General features: G+C 70.8%; 9 protein-coding genes. 4 read left to right on the plus strand and 5 right to left on the minus strand.

All coding sequences use genetic code 11. From position 1 onward, the window contains the following. Position 1: 1 nt before the first annotated feature. From ACFQ7F_RS10640 to ACFQ7F_RS10655, 4 genes are all read left to right on the plus strand, one after another. Positions 2-1,351 (plus strand): carbohydrate ABC transporter permease, encoded by a 1,350-nt coding sequence (locus ACFQ7F_RS10640; protein ID WP_383269049.1) that lies wholly within the window; start codon positions 2-4, stop codon positions 1,349-1,351. Beyond that, entirely contained in the window at positions 1,348-2,229 is an 882-nt protein-coding gene (locus ACFQ7F_RS10645; protein WP_383269051.1) for a carbohydrate ABC transporter permease, read from the plus strand. The genes ACFQ7F_RS10640 and ACFQ7F_RS10645 overlap by 4 nt, the downstream gene beginning before the upstream one ends. 194 nt (positions 2,230-2,423) lie before the next feature. Further along, the gene (locus tag ACFQ7F_RS10650; RefSeq protein ID WP_383269052.1) at positions 2,424-4,673 is read left to right on the plus strand and encodes a CDP-glycerol glycerophosphotransferase family protein; all 2,250 of its coding nucleotides are present in this window, start codon (positions 2,424-2,426) and stop codon (positions 4,671-4,673) included. A 73-nt stretch (positions 4,674-4,746) separates the two neighbouring features. Next, positions 4,747-5,637: a class I SAM-dependent methyltransferase gene (locus tag ACFQ7F_RS10655; RefSeq protein ID WP_383269054.1), complete on the plus strand. Its 891-nt coding sequence runs from the start codon at positions 4,747-4,749 to the stop codon at positions 5,635-5,637. A gap of 39 nt (positions 5,638-5,676) precedes the next feature. Here ACFQ7F_RS10655 and ACFQ7F_RS10660 read toward each other — a convergent pair whose 3' ends face one another. The 5 genes from ACFQ7F_RS10660 to ACFQ7F_RS10680 all read right to left on the minus strand — a co-directional run bounded on the left by ACFQ7F_RS10660 (position 5,677) and on the right by ACFQ7F_RS10680 (position 15,039). Next, positions 5,677-6,858, minus strand: coding sequence for a glycosyltransferase (locus tag ACFQ7F_RS10660; protein ID WP_383269056.1), 1,182 nt, complete (start codon positions 6,856-6,858; stop codon positions 5,677-5,679). Further along, positions 6,855-9,680, minus strand: a complete 2,826-nt coding sequence (locus ACFQ7F_RS10665) for a CDP-glycerol glycerophosphotransferase family protein (protein ID WP_383269058.1) — start codon at positions 9,678-9,680, stop codon at positions 6,855-6,857. The genes ACFQ7F_RS10660 and ACFQ7F_RS10665 overlap by 4 nt, the downstream gene beginning before the upstream one ends. Beyond that, positions 9,677-13,171 (minus strand): CDP-glycerol glycerophosphotransferase family protein, encoded by a 3,495-nt coding sequence (locus ACFQ7F_RS10670; RefSeq protein WP_383269060.1) that lies wholly within the window; start codon positions 13,169-13,171, stop codon positions 9,677-9,679. Before ACFQ7F_RS10670 ends, ACFQ7F_RS10665 begins: the two co-directional genes overlap by 4 nt. 205 nt (positions 13,172-13,376) lie before the next feature. Continuing rightward, on the minus strand, positions 13,377-14,201 hold the full coding sequence (locus ACFQ7F_RS10675; protein ID WP_383269062.1) for a TylF/MycF/NovP-related O-methyltransferase: 825 nt from the start codon (positions 14,199-14,201) through the stop codon (positions 13,377-13,379). Between the two features lie 55 nt (positions 14,202-14,256). Next, on the minus strand, positions 14,257-15,039 hold the full coding sequence (locus ACFQ7F_RS10680; RefSeq protein ID WP_383269063.1) for a class I SAM-dependent methyltransferase: 783 nt from the start codon (positions 15,037-15,039) through the stop codon (positions 14,257-14,259). Between the last annotated feature and the right edge of the window lie 18 nt (positions 15,040-15,057).

Below are 15,057 nucleotides of genomic sequence, written 5' to 3' on the forward strand. Positions count from 1 at the left end.
GATGGCGTCCGCGAACGCCGGGGGCACGCCGAGTGCGGCGCTGTCCCCGGCTCCCAAGCCGCGCAAGAGCGTGACCGGAACGCACAAGGGTATGGCGGTGCTCTTCCTGCTGCCCGCCCTGGTGCTGCTCGGCGCGCTCGTCCTCTACCCCATCGGGTACTCCGTCTTCCGCAGCTTCTTCGACAAGTCGGGCGACTTCACGGCGTTCGGCAACTACAAGACCCTGTTCACGGACGACACCATCCTGACCGCGGTCAAGAACAACGCGATCTGGGTGGTCGTCGCCCCGACCCTGGCGACCGGACTCGGCCTGATCTTCGCCGTGCTCACCGAACGGATCCGCTGGGGCACGGCGTTCAAGCTGGTCATCTTCATGCCGATGGCGATCTCGATGCTCGCGGCCGGCATCATCTTCCGGCTCGTGTACGAGTCCGACCCCGACCGGGGTGTCGCCAACGCCGTCGTCGTGGGCGTGCACGACACGTTCGCCGAGTCGTCATCCTTCCCGCAGGCGCACCCCAGTACGGAGTCGCCCCTGAAGCCCGCGGGCGGCGGCGCGTTCATCACGCGCGAGCCGGTCAGCGCGGGCACTCCGGTGGCGCTGCCGCTGACGGGTGTCGCGCCGGACAACATGCCGGACGGCGCCAAGTCCGCGGCGGCCGCGAAGCCGGACCCCGACAAGGTCACGGGGACGGCCTGGCAGGACTTCACGCGCGGCAAGGGCCGGGGCGAGATGAACGCCCCGGACAAGGCCGAGTTCGGCTATGACGGGATCAAGGTCGAAGCCGTCAAGGACGGCAAGGTGGTGGCTTCGACCGAGGCGGCGGGCGACGGCACCTTCGCGCTTCCCAAGGAGGCCGACGGGGCTCAACTCCGTTTCCCCGCTTCGAACTTCCGCGAGCCGTACAACGGAGTGGACTGGCTCGGCCCCTCCCTCATCACGCCCGCGGTCATCGGCTCGTACCTGTGGATCTGGGTGGGCTTCGCGATGGTCCTGATCGCGGCCGGGCTCGCGAGTGTGCCGCGTGAACTCCTGGAGGCCGCCCGCGTGGACGGCGCCAACGAGTGGCAGGTGTTCCGCCGGATCACGGTGCCGGTCCTCGCGCCGGTGCTCGCGGTGGTGGCGGTCACGCTCATGATCAACGTACTGAAGATCTTCGACCTGATCTTCATCATCCCGCCGAACTCGTCGAAGGACGACGCGAACGTCCTGGCGCTTCAGCTCTACAACTCCGCGTTCCTCGATGACGATTCCGGCGTGGCGAGCGCGATCGCCGTGCTGCTCTTCCTACTCGTCATCCCGGTGATGCTTTTTAACGTCCGGCGACTTCGGCGGGAGCGACAGCGATGACCACCCAAGTCGAAGTAGTGAAGGCCAAGCAGTCCCTCGGCGGGCGGATCGCGTCCGTCCTGAGCGGCACCGCCGTACGCGTCTTCCTGGTCCTCGTCGGGCTCTTCTGGCTGGTGCCGACGGTCGGTCTGCTTCTCGGGTCGCTGCGCAGCTCGGCCGACATGGCCGAGAGCGGCTGGTGGAAGGTGTTCAGCGCGCCGTCGCAGATGACCCTCGACAACTACACGAACCTCCTCAAGGACGAGACGATCACCGACTCGATCCTGTCCAGCATCATGATCACCGTCCCGGCGACGCTGCTCGTCGTGGTCATCGGGTCCCTCGCCGGGTACGCCTTCGCCTGGATGGAGTTCCCGGGGCGCGACTGGTGGTTCCTCGGTGTCGTGGGGCTGCTCGTGGTGCCCGTGCAGGTGGCGCTGCTCCCGGTGTCGAAGATCTTCGGCGCGATCGGCATCTTCGAGACGACGGTCGGTGTGGTCGTCTTCCACGTGGCCTTCGGTCTGCCGTTCGCGATCTTCCTCCTGCGGAACTTCTTCGCGGAGATCCCCCGCGAACTCCTGGAGGCGGCGCGCCTGGACGGAGCCGGTGAACTGCGGCTCTTCTTCCGGGTCGTGATGCCGCTCGGCGCGCCCGCGATCGCCTCGCTCGGCATCTTCCAGTTCCTCTGGGTCTGGAACGACATGCTGATCGCGCTGATCTTCGCCGACTCCAAGAGCCCGCCGATCACGGTCGCGCTCCAGCAGCAGGTGCGCTCCTTCGGCGACAACGTGCAGATCCTGGCGCCCGGCGCGTTCATCTCGATGGTGATCCCGCTGGCCGTGTTCTTCGCGTTCCAGCGGCAGTTCGTGTCCGGCGTGATGGCGGGCGCGGTCAAGTAGCCGGTCATCCACGAAGAGGCGCATACGTCTAGGCACATAAGTTCGACGACGACGAGTGAGGCGGCCCACGACGGGGGCCGCCTCACCCGCGTCCGTCACCGCTCGCCGCGTCCCCCGGATGCCGGAGCGGCGTAACCCGACCGGCCGCCGGGGCGTTTTATGGTGGTATGCCACCGTCGACCCATGGATGTGCCTTGCCCCGGTTCAGTGTCATCGTGCCCGTGTACAAGGTGCAGGCCTATCTGCACGCATGCCTCGGATCCGTCCTCGGTCAGTCGTTCACGGACCTCGAACTGATCGTGGTCGACGACTGCTCACCCGATGCGTGCGGCGCCCTCATCGACGAATGCGCGGCCGGTGACACCCGGGTCAAGGCCGTCCATCTCAAGGAGAACGTGGGCCTGGGCAGAGCCCGCAACGCGGGCATGGAGCACGCCACCGGCGACTACCTGATCTTCCTCGACAGCGACGACACCCTCACCCCCGACTCCCTGCACGCGATCTCCGACCGCATCAAGGAGACGGACGAGCCGGACGTACTGATCTACGACTACGCGCGCGTGTTCTGGTCGGGCGAGGCCGTGCGCAACCAGTTCTCGGGGCTCCTCAAGGAAGACGGCGATGTCCCCTTCCGGCTGAGCGAGCGGCCCGGCCTGCTGAGGCTCCTGATGGTCGCCTGGAACAAGGCCTACCGCCGCGACTTCATCGAGCGCGAGGGCTTCACCTTCCCGCCCGGCCTCTACGAGGACACGCCCTGGACGTACCCGGTCCTGATGAAGGCGGGCACGATCGCCACCCTCGACCGGGTCTGCGTGCACTACCTCCAGCGCCGCCGCGGCAGCATCCTGCGGACCACGACCCGCCGGCACTTCGACATCTTCGACCAGTACGAGCGGGTCTTCACGTTCCTCGACCAGCACCCGGAGCTCTCGGCGGCCTGGCGGTCCCTCCTCTTCAGACGGATGGTCGACCACCTCTCGACGGTCTTCACCAAGCGGGACCGCCTCCCGCGCGGCAGCCGCCCCGCGTTCCTGCGCAAGGCCCGCACCCACTACCGCCGTTACCGCGTCCCCGGCGCCCGCCCGGGGGCCCGCACCCGGCTGCGGCACGGCCTCGTACGCCTGGGCACGCACCGCACGTACCGGACGCTGTGGACGGCGCTGCGGCTGAGGACCAGGGCCAGGCGGTACGCGGCCACCGCGCGGCGCCGCTCCAAGGGCGCCGTGCTGCAACTGCACTACCGGATCCAGCTGCGCCTGCCGGTGCGCGCCGACCGTGCCGTCTTCTCCTCGTACTGGGGGCGCGGCTACGGCTGCAACCCCGGCGCCCTGGAAGCCGCGCTGCGCGAGCACGCCCCGCACATCCGCACCGCGTGGATCGCGGAGCAGGTCCACCACCACACCCTGCCCACGGCGACCCGCAGGCTCCGCCCCGGCACGGCGGCGTACTGGACTGCGCTCGCGCGCTCCAAGTACCTCGTGAACAACGTGAACTTCGACCGAAGGCTCGTCAAACGCCCCGGCCAGATCATGATCCAGACCCAGCACGGCACACCCCTGAAGCTGATGGGCCTCGACCTCCAGGACCGCCCGGCCGCCGCGCGGGGCATGGACTTCGCCGCCCTCATGCGCAACGCCGACAAATGGGACTACCTCCTGTCGGCGAACCGGCACTCGACACTGGTCTGGGAGCGCGTGTTCCCCGCCTCCTACACGACCCTGGAGTACGGCTACCCGCGCAACGACATCTACCAGCGGGCGAGCTCCGCCGACGTGGCCCGCCTCCGCGAGACCATCGGCATCCCCCGGGGTGCCGTCGCCATCCTGTACGCGCCCACCCACCGCGACTACCGCCACACGCAGCTGCGCTCCCTCGACCTGGAGCGGATGCTGCAGAACCTCGGTCCCCGCTTCGTCATCCTGACCCGCGCCCACCACACGTACGGGGCACCCATGGCGCCCTCGGCGGGCCGCCTGATCGACGTGTCGGACCACCCGAGCGTCGAGTCCCTCTGCCTGGCATCGGACGCCCTGGTCACGGACTTCTCGTCGCTGATGTTCGACTACGCCAACCTCGACCGCCCCATCGTCCTGCACGCCGACGACTGGGAGGCGTACGAGGCGACCCGCGGCACCTATTTCGACGTGCGCCGGTTCCCGCCGGGCGCGGTCGCGCGCAGCGAGGACGAGCTCACCGACATCTTCGCCACCGGGCACTGGCGCGGCTCGCGCTCGGCGCAGCTGCGCGCGGCGTTCCGAGACCGCTTCTGCGTGTACGACGACGGGCGGGCGGCTGAACGGGTTGTGAGGCATGTGGTGCTCGGCGAGGCAGGGGGTCTACCGTCTGTGGCGCCACTGGCGGACCGGCACCCCGCGCCTGCCGCGGGGACGGCCGATGAGCCGCTGCCGCGGGCCGACGCCTCCCGGCCCACCCCACGCTTCTAGCCGCACCGAGCTTCCGACGCCCCCCACGCGTCTGCCGCACCGTCCTCATCTCCCCCCACCTCCGGGACCAGATATGCAGAACGCTTCAGCCACCACGCCCGCCGACGCCCCCGGTCAGCTGCCGCGGCCGCGCGGGCTCTCCGATGTGAAGGGCTGGTTCCATCCCGTCGACCAGGTGCTCTTCGACTGGATCATGAGCAGGCAGCTGGAGAAGAGCCAGCGGGGTGACCTCCTCGAGCTCGGCGCGTATCTGGGCAAGAGCGCCATCTTCATGGGCGCCTATCTGCGCGCGGAGGAGACCTTCACGGTCTGCGACCTCTTCGACTCGCCCGCCCCCGACGAGGCCAACTCCGCCGAGATGGGCCGCTCGTACGCCACGCTCACGCGCCGCGCCTTCGAGGCCAACTACCGCTCCTTCCACGAAGGTCTGCCGCGGATCGTCCAGGAGCCGTCCTCCGGGATCACCGCGCACGTGGAGGCGGACAGCTGCCGCTTCGTGCACATCGACGCCTCGCATCTGTACGAGCACGTCCACGCGGACATCGCCGCCGCCCAGGAGGTGCTCGGGCAGGACGGGATCGTCGTGCTCGACGACTTCCGGGCCGAGCACTGTCCGGGGGTGGCCGCGGCGACCTGGGGCGCGGTGGCGAGCACCGGGCTCAAACCGCTGTGCATCACGGCCACGAAGTTCTACGGGACGTGGGGCGACTACGACGCGATCCACGCCGATCTCGCCGCGTTCCTGAAGGGGCGCGACGACATGTGGCACGGCGCCGAGGATGTCGCGGGCCTCCCGATGATCCGCATCAGCGGCAAGAAGGCCAAGCCGCCGGAGCAGCCGGTGTCACGGCACGCGGGCGAGGCCGTCCCCCAGCTGCGGGACGCGACGCCCGAACCCGCCGGGGCCGGGAGCCGTGCCAGGGGCCTGCTGTCATCGCTGCTCGCCCGCTCGGGGCGCTCCTGACGCCGGGTCCCCGCGCCTCGTAAGAGGCGCGGTGAGTACTCAGCGTTCCAGGAGTTCGAACAGCGCCTCCCAGCGCTCAAGGACCCGTGCCTGCGAAAACCGTTGCACGTTCATCCGGGCCCGCTCCCCCATCGCGTCCCGCAGCCGCGGATTGCCGGTGAGGCGCAGGATGCGGTCGGCGAGGGCCTCGATGTCGCCGGCGGGGGCGAGCAGGCCGTCCTCGCCGTGGCGCACGATCTCGCGTACGCCTGGCGCGCAGTCGAAGGCGGCGCACGGCACCGCGCTCGCCATGGCCTCCATCAGGGCCAGCGGAAAGCCCTCGCCCCGCGATGACTGCACGAAGAGGGAGCTCTCGGCGAGGACGCCCGGCACATCGCTTGTGCGGCCCCGCCACTGAACCGAACCGTCGAGGCCGAGCCGCGTGCACTGCCGCTTGAGGTCGGCCTCGTCCGCGCCCGCGCCGTAGATCCGCAGCGTCCAGTCGGGGCGCTGCGGGGCCACAAGCGCCCAGGTGTCGACGAGCATGTCGACGCCCTTCTGGTCGGCGAGCCTGCCGATGCTGCACACCACATTGCCCCGGCGCCGCGAGGGCACAGCGGGGAGGTGGGCGAGGGCGTTGGGCATCGCGCCGACGTTGTGCATGCCGTCGGCGATCCAGTCGTCGGCGTCCTCCTGGGTGAGGGCGAGCCAGCGGTCCAGGGACGGGTAGCTGCGCTTGACCGCGCGGTAGCGGTGGCAGGCGCGGGTGTAGGCGTACGACTCGTGGCTCATGCCGATGATGCGCAGGCCCGCGGTGTCCGCCTCCCTGATCCACTCCATCGGCCAGACCTGCGTGACGATGGCGACGGCGCCGGGGCGTGCGGCGCGGAAGAGCTCCGAGAGCCGGTCCACGACGCGGCGCTGGGCGGCGGCCCTCGCCGACTCGCGGCAGCGCGCCACCACGTTCAGGCGGCCCAGGCCGCGCGCCGGGCGGGGGGTCGCGGGGTGCTCGTCGTACAGGCTGGTCACGGGGTAGCCGATGTCGTCGGGGAGCGCCAGTTTCAGCTCGGCCTCGTGGACGCCGATGACGTGCACCCGGTGGCCGTTGCCCTGGAAGAGCCGGGCCATCTGGTGGGCCCAGGCGGTGACGCCGCCGAGTTCGTCGACGGTGTTCGCGACGAGGAAGAGGTCGCGGCTCTTCGTCGTGCTCGGCCCGCTCGCGATCGTCGTCGTCGTGGTCATGCGCCGTCCCTCTTCTCCGTGTTCCCGAACCGCTCGCTGTTCCCGAACCGCTCGCCGAAGAGCGCGTCCACCACGCCGGCCGCGGCCCGCCCCTGGTCGTACGCGCCGAACCGCACGGCGAACGCCCGCCGCGCCTCTGCCCACGCGCCGTCGGTCTGCTTCAGGGTGGCGAGCACGCGAAGCAGCTCCTCCTCCGTCTCGACGACGGGCCCGCCCGCGTCGTCCCGCAGCGCGAAGTAGCTGCCACGCTCGGCCGCGTACGCGTCGAGGTCGGGCGCGAAGTGCACCAACGGCCGGTCCAGGAGCGCGAAGTCGAACATGATCGACGAGTAGTCGGTCACCAGGACGTCGGCGAGGCAGAGCAGCTCGCTCACGTCGTGGTGGGCCGAGACGTCCGCGACGGTGCCTGGCGGGCACGCCGGGAGGCTCGCCGCCTCCATGTAGTGGGCGCGCACCAGGAGTACGTGGGTGTCGCCGAAGCGGTCCGCGAACCCGCGTACGTCCAGGGGCAGCCGCACCGGCTTGTTGCCCGAGGGAAGACCGCGGAACGTCGGCGCGTAGAGCACCACCGTCTTGTGGTCGGGGATGCCGAGCTCCGCGGCCACGGAGGGCCGCGGGAAGCGGCCCGACGACTCGTCCCTGGCGCGCGCCGCGACCAGGCTGTCGTTGCGCGGGTAGCCGCAGCGCAGCAGCCGCTCGTCGGCGATGCCGTAGGCGCGGGCCAGGGTGTTCACGTCGTGCTCGGAGCGCACCAGGAAGTGGTCGAAGCGGTCGACGGCTTCCTGGAGCCGCTCGCGCTGCGGGGCGTTCTGTGTCTTCAGGCGCGCCTCGTCGAAGCCCATCCGCTTGTACGCGGAGCCGTGCCAGGTCTGCAGATACGTGGTGTGGCGCGGCTTGGCGAGTGCGTGCGGGAAGCCCTGGTTGTCGATCCAGAACTCTGCCCGGCCGAGGGCCCACAGATAGCGCCAGGACCAACGGGGCACGAGCCGGGCCGAGTCGGGGAATCCTTCGGCCGAAGCGCCGTACGACCAGACGCAGCGCAGCCGGAGGCCCCGGTCGAGGATCTCCTGGTGGACCGCGCGGGGGCTGTCGCCGTAGCACTTGCCCGTGTGGCTCTCGAAGACCACCGAGCCCTTGCTGACGGGAAGGCGCCGCAGCACACGCCGGTAGACGCGCACCTTGAACGCCTTGCCGCTGAGCCTGCCCCACCTCTTGCGCAGGGCACGCAGCCGAAGCCTCACCTTGCGTGCGGGGCGGAAGTGCGTGGCGTAGTGCAGGGCCGCGCGCGCGGTGCGGGCGGCGCGGTGGCGGGGTGCGAGGCGCAGCTCCAGTCTGTTCGTGCCGGTGACGGTGAGCCCGTGGCCTGTGCCCACCGTCTCCTGTTCGGCGACGAGTTCGGTGGTGATGTCCTGCCCGCCCGCGCCGAGTTGGAGTTGCGGCTCCCAGGGCCGGTCGCGGATGCCGACGTCCCGCAGTGGGGCGGTGAGGCCCACTGTGGCCCGCCAGACGACCGCGCCGCCGTCGTAGTGCACCTCTTCCACGGGTACGCGGAATCCGCGCCGTCCCGTGCCGCGCACCCGCACGTCGAGCCAGGCGGTGAGCGGCGGCCGGTCGGGCACCAGGCCGCCGGGCAGCACGACCTGCCCTTCGAGTACCGCCTTGCCGCCCTCGACGCCGCACCTGGTGAGGCGGTTCAGGAGACGCACCTCGCCCAACGTCCGGTGCTGGTGGCCGAGTTCACTGACGTCGAGCACTTCTCGTACGCGGGGATCGTCGAGCCCGTGCGCGCGCCAGTAGACCTTCCCCTCCCACTCGGTCAGCTCCGACACGACGGTGCCCGGTCGTCCAAGGGCGTACGCGGCCGCGAGCACACCGTCCGTGTCGCACTCGGCGAGCAGCCGCACGCACACCCGCTCCACGGGTTCGAGGGCGTCCAGGGCGCGGGTGTCGACGCGGCCTTCGAGGTGCGGGGCGAGTCCGGCCGTGGCGCGGCGCCGGGCCTCCGCGGTGAGCTGCGGGAACGTACGGGCGCAGGGCAGTACGTGGTCGACGAGGAAGGCCCGCTCGCGCCGGTCGCACAGGTCGAGGCGGCCCAGGGTGATGAGGAGGCCCGCGACGCGGTCGTTGGCCTCGGCGATGGCGGGGGTTTCGCGGGCGGGATCGGGCTCCGCGCGGTGGGTGGTGATCAGGTTCGGTACGAGGGTGATGCCGCGGGCCCCGACGGCGGCCTCGACGCCGAAGAGGACCTCACTGTGGGCGAGGTCCTCCGCGTACCGCAGACGCGCTGTGCGCAGGAAGTCCCTGCGGACGCAGAACCCGGTGACCAGGGAGTCCCTTGCGACGAGTTCGGGGACGTCCGCGAGATTCTCGACGCTCCTCGTCCTCGCGTGCAGTTGAGGATGCCAGCCGGGGCCCCGCTCCTTCTTGCCGCCGGCCGTGAGCCGCGTCCAGCGCCCCGCCACCAGGTCGGCCCCGGTGGTGCGCGCGGCGTCGAAGAGGTTGCGGCAGGCGTGCCGCTCCAGGAGTTCGCCGTCGCCGAGCACGATGACGTACCGCCCGCGTGCCGCGTCGAGGCCGAGGTTCCGCGACGCGCCGACGGACATCGGGCTCGGGGCACGGACCAGGCGCACCCGGTGCGGCTGATCGGCGGCGAGCGCCTGGGCCGCGGCGCGGGCGGGGCCGTCCGCCCCGGGGTCGACGACGACCGCCTCGACGTTGCCCATCGTCTGGTCGAGCACCGACCGCACCGACTGCTCAAGGGCGTCGGTGTCCGGGCCCGCGACCACGACACAGCTGACGTCGTGCAGTTCCGGCGTGCTCATGCGCGGCCTCCCTCAAGCATGGCGTCCGCGACTCCTGCGGCCGCGTTCCCGTCGTCCAGATCGCAGAAGACCTCGCGGAACCTGTCGTACGCGTCGGCGTACGCGGCGGTGGCCGCCCGCGGGTCGCGCAGCGCGGCGATCACCTCGTCGCTGGTGGCGAGCAGCGGTCCCGGCGCCTGGGCGGCGAAGTCGAAGCAGAAGCCGCGCAGGGTGTCGCGGTAGTGGTCGAGGTCGTAGGTGTGGAAGAGCATCGGGCGCCCGGTCTGCGCGAAGTCGAACATCAGGGAGGAGTAGTCCGTGACCAGGACGTCGCTGATCAGGAGCAGTTCGCTGACGTCCGGGTAGCGGGTGACGTCGCGGACGAAGTCCGAGCCGGGGACGGCGCCGCCGACGAGGTAGTGCCTGCGGACGAGGAGCACCTGGTCGTCGCCGATGGCGCGTTCGGCGGCGTCGAGGTCGAGCTGGAGGTCGAGGCCGTAGCGGCCTGCCTGCTTGGGCTGGTTCTCGCGCCAGGTGGGCGCGTACAGGACGACGCGTCTGCCCTCGGGGATGCCGAGCCGCTCGCGCACGGAGGCGGCGACCTTCGCGCGGTCGGCGGCGTGCAGCAGGTCGTTGCGCGGATAGCCGCGTTCCAGGACCTCGCCGGTGTAGCCGAAGGCGCCGCGCAGGACGGGCGTCGAGAAGCGGTTCGGCGAGACGAGCACGCTCCACTGGGCCGCCCTGCCGGGCAGGGTGTCCATGTAGGCGCGGTCTCCGGACGAGCGGCCCGCGAGGTCGAGCCCGATGCGCTTGAGGGGGGTGCCGTGCCAGGTCTGTACGACGTACTGGCCCTCTGCGCGCTCGAACCATTCGGGCAGCTGGGTGTTGGTGACGATGTAGCGGCAGCGGGCGAGTGCCTCGTACCACTCGGCGCTCCACAGGGCGACGGGCGACGCGCTCCCGGGCAGCCCCACCTGCTGGTCGCGGACCACCCACAGGTGTTCGAGGTCCGCGCCCTTGGCGACGAGGTGCTCGTGCACGGCGCGGGGTGAGTCCGAGTACTGCCGTCCGTCGAAGCTGCAGTACAGGACGGCGTCCCGCAGCGGCCCGCCGCGCCGCGCCGCGTACACCTCGCGAAGGCGGCGCTGGCGCGGGCCGCCCCGGTCGGCCATGGGGAGCGAGGATCCCGAGCGCAGGTGGAGGCCGTCGTGGGCGTGGCGCTTCAGGCTGATGTCACGGCCCGACCTGGTGCGTACGAGCGGGAGTTCACCGCCCTTGCCCGGCGCCACGCACACCGGGGTGTACTGCTCGGGGTCGCTCTCGCCCGGCTCGCGCAGGAAGAGATTCCAGCGTCCTTCGGCGAGGGGCAGGGTGCCGCCGGGGCCCGGCACGGCCTCGGGGCGCAGCTTCGCGGTGAACCGGCCGCCCTCGATCCGTACCGGCGCCACGGCCTCGTCGCCGTGGCCGCCGTGCACGAGCATCAGCTCCCCCGCGCGGGCCGCCGTGTCGGGGTGGCTGCCCTCGATGAGCAGTTCGTCCTGCCAGGTCACGGTGTCCACGAGCGGCCGTACGGTCTGGTCGCGCAGCTCCAGGTTCCCCGACGCGTTGGCGAGGACGAGGAGTTCACGCCCCGGCAGCAGGCCGTAGCGCCCCGGCGGCACATCGGGGCGGGCGGCGAGCGGTGTGCGGCTGCCGCCCTCGCGGACGATCGCGACGCCCCACGGGTCGGCCTTTCGCGGCCGTCCTGTGCGCGCGTCCTCACCGGCGTGGAAGAGGCCGAGCGGCACATCGGCGCTGAAGTCACGGCCGTTGACCAGGGCCGGGGCGTAGTGCGCCTCCTTGGTGTGCCAGTTCTCGATCCGCAGGGCGTCGACGGCCTGTGACTCCCCCGGCGCGAGCCTGCCGTGCAGCCGGACGACGCCGCCGCACCCCTCGTGCGCGACGAGCCGCGCCGCGACCCGCTCCGTACGCAGTCTCAGGCGCCCCTTGCTGAGGGTGACGGCCACCCGCAGGAACTCCTCCAGATACCGCACGGGAAGCCGGGGTGCCGCGCTCGTCCGGACCGGCCCCGTACGCGGCAGGAGCCCGCTGACCACACCCATCTCCACCTTCCAGGTGGTGCTGCGCGCCTTGGTGACGGTCCTGCGGGGGTCGATGACCGTCTCGAACCCCGACCGGTCGTAGCTGTGCAGGCCCTGCTTGGAGCGGTACGTCGCCTCGCGCGCCCGCACCGTGCGCAGCTTCAGCGGAAGGACCCGCCGCCGCCCGGCCCGCAGCCAGGCGACCCTGGCGCGCGCCCCGATCCGCCCGGCGGGCAGGTTGGGGATGTAGGCGTAGCCCTTGAGCCGCAGCTTTCCCTGCTCGTCCCAGGCGGCGTGCGTGAGCTCCGCGGTGAGCGGCAGGTCGGAGCGTTTCAGGGCGACGGTCTCGCGCGGCAGGCTTCCGATGCCGGGGAAGTCGGCCCGGCGTGCGCGCAGGCCCCGGACGCGGAAGGCGCCGGGGTGGGACTTCTCGAACGCCATGAAGGCGAGGAGCTCGGTGACGCGGAACTGGCGGATGAGCTGCCAGCGCACGCGCAGGGGGAGCGGCAGTGCGGCGAGGACCGCGGGGTCGACGGTGTCGGCGAAGGAGTTGGCCTGCTCCATGAAGACGTCGTGGTACGTGGCGTCGCCGTGCGGCAGGGCCTCCATGAACAGCCACAGATCCCCGGAGAGCACCGTCGTGTCGTAACGCCGCTTGGCGCGGGCGAGGACCTTGGCGCGCGGTGTGCCCGCCGCCTCCGCGGCCTGCGCCGCCAGGAAGCCGCTGGCCGCGAGGACGGCGGCCGTGCGGTCGCGGACGGCGCGGGGCTTGGCGCGGCGGCTGGTGATGGAGCCGTCGCGGTCGCGCCAGAGGTAGACGGGCTCCTTCAGTACGTCGACGGACTCGGCCAGGAAGTGGGCCGGGATCATGACGGGGGTGTCCTCGAACAGCACGCCCTCGGGGAAGACGAACGCGTGCCGGTCCCAGAAGTCCCTGCGGAAGACCTTGTTGCAGGCGATGCGGTCGCCGAGCAGGTCCCAGTCGCGGGTGACGTGCGTGCCGCTGCGGTCGCTCTCCATCACCTTGCGGAACATCGGCGACTGCTCGGTCCTGTCGCCGGAGCGCAGCCGGTGGACGTTGCCGGTGACGAAGTCGGATCCTGACTTCTCCAGGGCCGCGAGCATCCGCTCGTACGCGTCCTTGGGTACTACGTCGTCGCTGTCGACGAACGCCAGGTACGTCCCCCGCGCCTCTCGCACTCCCGCGTTGCGGGCCGCCCCGAGTCCCGCGTTCTCCTGCTCGACGAGCCGGAATCTGTCGTCCCCGTCGGCGAACGCGCGGGCGATGCGCGCACTCCCGTCGGTGGAACCGTCGTTGACCATGACGACTTCGAGGTCCGGCATGGTCTGCTCGGCCAGTGACCGTAGGCAGGGGCCGAGGAACTCCTCGACGTTGTAGACGGGGACGACGACGGCGAGTCGGGGTGTCATGCGCTGCGCACATTCCTTCCGGAGTACTGACGGGCACGGCTGCGCGTCCTGCGGGGGCCACTCGGTTAACAACCACCGCCCTTTTGGGTCACCCGCGCAGGGCCATTCGAGTGATCACGCGAGGGGCCCTGCGCCGGGCAGCTCGGGGCTGCCGGACACAGGGCCCGCTCAAATACCTGCCACATACAGTCGGTTGCCGCCCGGGTCAGGGCTTCACGGCGATGCGTCCCTCGTCCATGCGCAGGAGCAGCAGCCGTTCGCCGGTCTTGTCCATGAATTCGTCGACCGCCTGACGCGATCCCTGCCAGTAGCCGTAGTCGTCGATGAGCAGGACTCCGCCGCTGACCAACCGCGAGTACAGCTCTTCGAGTTCGTGCTTGGTCGAGGCGTACCAGTCGGTGTCCAGACGCAGGATGGAGATCCGCTCGGGCGCCTCGCGCGGGATGGTCTCCTCGACCATTCCCCGTACGTAGTGCACGCGCTCCTTGGGGTAAGGCACCTTCTCGAAGCCGGACTTGACGTCGTCGAGCGAGGCGACCGCCCAGATCGGACGGTCCTTGCCCTGCGTCTTGAGCAGCTCCTCGGCGGACTTGCCGTCGAGGCGCAGGTCCTCCTCGGTGGGCGGGGTCATGCCCTCGTAGGTGTCGAAGAGGTACAGGTCGCGCTCGGTCTCCCCGACGGCGAGCAGCGCCTTCGCGCACGCCTGCATCGAACCGCCGCGCCACACACCGCACTCGACGATGTCGCCGGGGATGTTGTGCCGGACGACGTGCCGGGTCGCCAGGATGAAGGCGTTGAGGCGTTCGGGGGAGGTCATCGTGTACGGCTTCACCGCACGGATGATGTCCTTCGCCTCGTCGTCGTAGTCGGCGGGGAGGTTCAGGGCCTTCGGCTTGGGCTTCGGCTTCGATGCGGGGGTGGGCTTCGGCGCCGGGGCCGCCGCCGTACGCGGGGCCGGTACGGGCTTGCGCGTCAGCTGGTATCCGGTCAGTTGCTTCAGTGCGCCATTCACAGCGCGTCGCCATGCCATGGAAGCGGACGATACGCCCATCTCATCCGCGATGTCACATTTCGTCAACATAGGTTCATGTGGCGTCACTTGGTGTCGAAACGGGCTGCGCAGACTGCACGGGAGACTGCACGGGCTGATCCGACTGCTCGTCCACCGAGCGCGGCGCCACCACCGTCTTCGGCCTGCCGCAAAGGGCGCGGCCCTCGATGGGCTCGGGCAGCGGGACGCCGTCGACCCCGCCGATCCTGTTCGCCCACCACGTGGTCGTGCCCCGCACGAAGGCCATGGTGAGACCCGGGTAGTTCTTGGGGCGCTGGAAGACGCCCACGGAGTCGCCCCAGTAGGCGTGCTTGGCGTCGATGCTTCCGTAGGCGTGACGGATGCCCTTCATGGGCGGGAAGTCCGTGTAGGCCTCGCGGAGTTCGAGCCTGCTGTACGCGGCCATGGCGCGGAACCCGTCGGGGTAGTAGCGCCAGCAGTCCTGCGCGTCGTGCACATGGCCGCGCGATGGCGCCGTCACGAAGGCGATGCCCTGCGGCTTCAGGACGCGGGCGATCTCGAGCATCGTCGCCCAGAAGAAGGGGATGTGCTCGAACGCCTGTCCGGAGATGACGTAGTCGGCGCTGCGGGACTTCACGGGGATGCGGTACGGCTTCGTCATCACCGCGTCGACGTTGCGGCCGTCGAGCACGTCGACGCCCACGTACTCCGTGTCGCGCCCATCGAGCAGGGCCTTGTGGGTGCGGGTCTGCCCGTCGGAGACCCGGGCGCCGAGATCGACCACCCGGTGGCGCTTCCCCGTGGGCATGTACCGCTCCACACAGAGTTCCATCTGTTCGTACGCGGACTGGTGCACGTCTCCTCCTACATGGGC

The organism is Streptomyces sp. NPDC056486 (assembly GCF_042795295.1).
Taxonomy (GTDB): Bacteria; Actinomycetota; Actinomycetes; order Streptomycetales; family Streptomycetaceae; genus Streptomyces.

Bases quoted from the DNA above. Each gene is read 5' to 3' on its own strand.
- ACFQ7F_RS10670 (WP_383269060.1), bottom strand. From the start codon at position 13,171: ATGACACCCCGACTCGCCGTCGTCGTCCCCGTCTACAACGTCGAGGAG.
- ACFQ7F_RS10645 (WP_383269051.1), top strand. From the start codon at position 1,348: ATGACCACCCAAGTCGAAGTAGTGAAGGCCAAGCAGTCCCTCGGCGGG.
- ACFQ7F_RS10660 (WP_383269056.1), bottom strand. From the start codon at position 6,858: ATGACCACGACGACGACGATCGCGAGCGGGCCGAGCACGACGAAGAGC.
- ACFQ7F_RS10665 (WP_383269058.1), bottom strand. From the start codon at position 9,680: ATGAGCACGCCGGAACTGCACGACGTCAGCTGTGTCGTGGTCGCGGGC.
- ACFQ7F_RS10675 (WP_383269062.1), bottom strand. From the start codon at position 14,201: ATGGCATGGCGACGCGCTGTGAATGGCGCACTGAAGCAACTGACCGGA.
- ACFQ7F_RS10655 (WP_383269054.1), top strand. From the start codon at position 4,747: ATGCAGAACGCTTCAGCCACCACGCCCGCCGACGCCCCCGGTCAGCTG.
- ACFQ7F_RS10640 (WP_383269049.1), top strand. From the start codon at position 2: ATGGCGTCCGCGAACGCCGGGGGCACGCCGAGTGCGGCGCTGTCCCCG.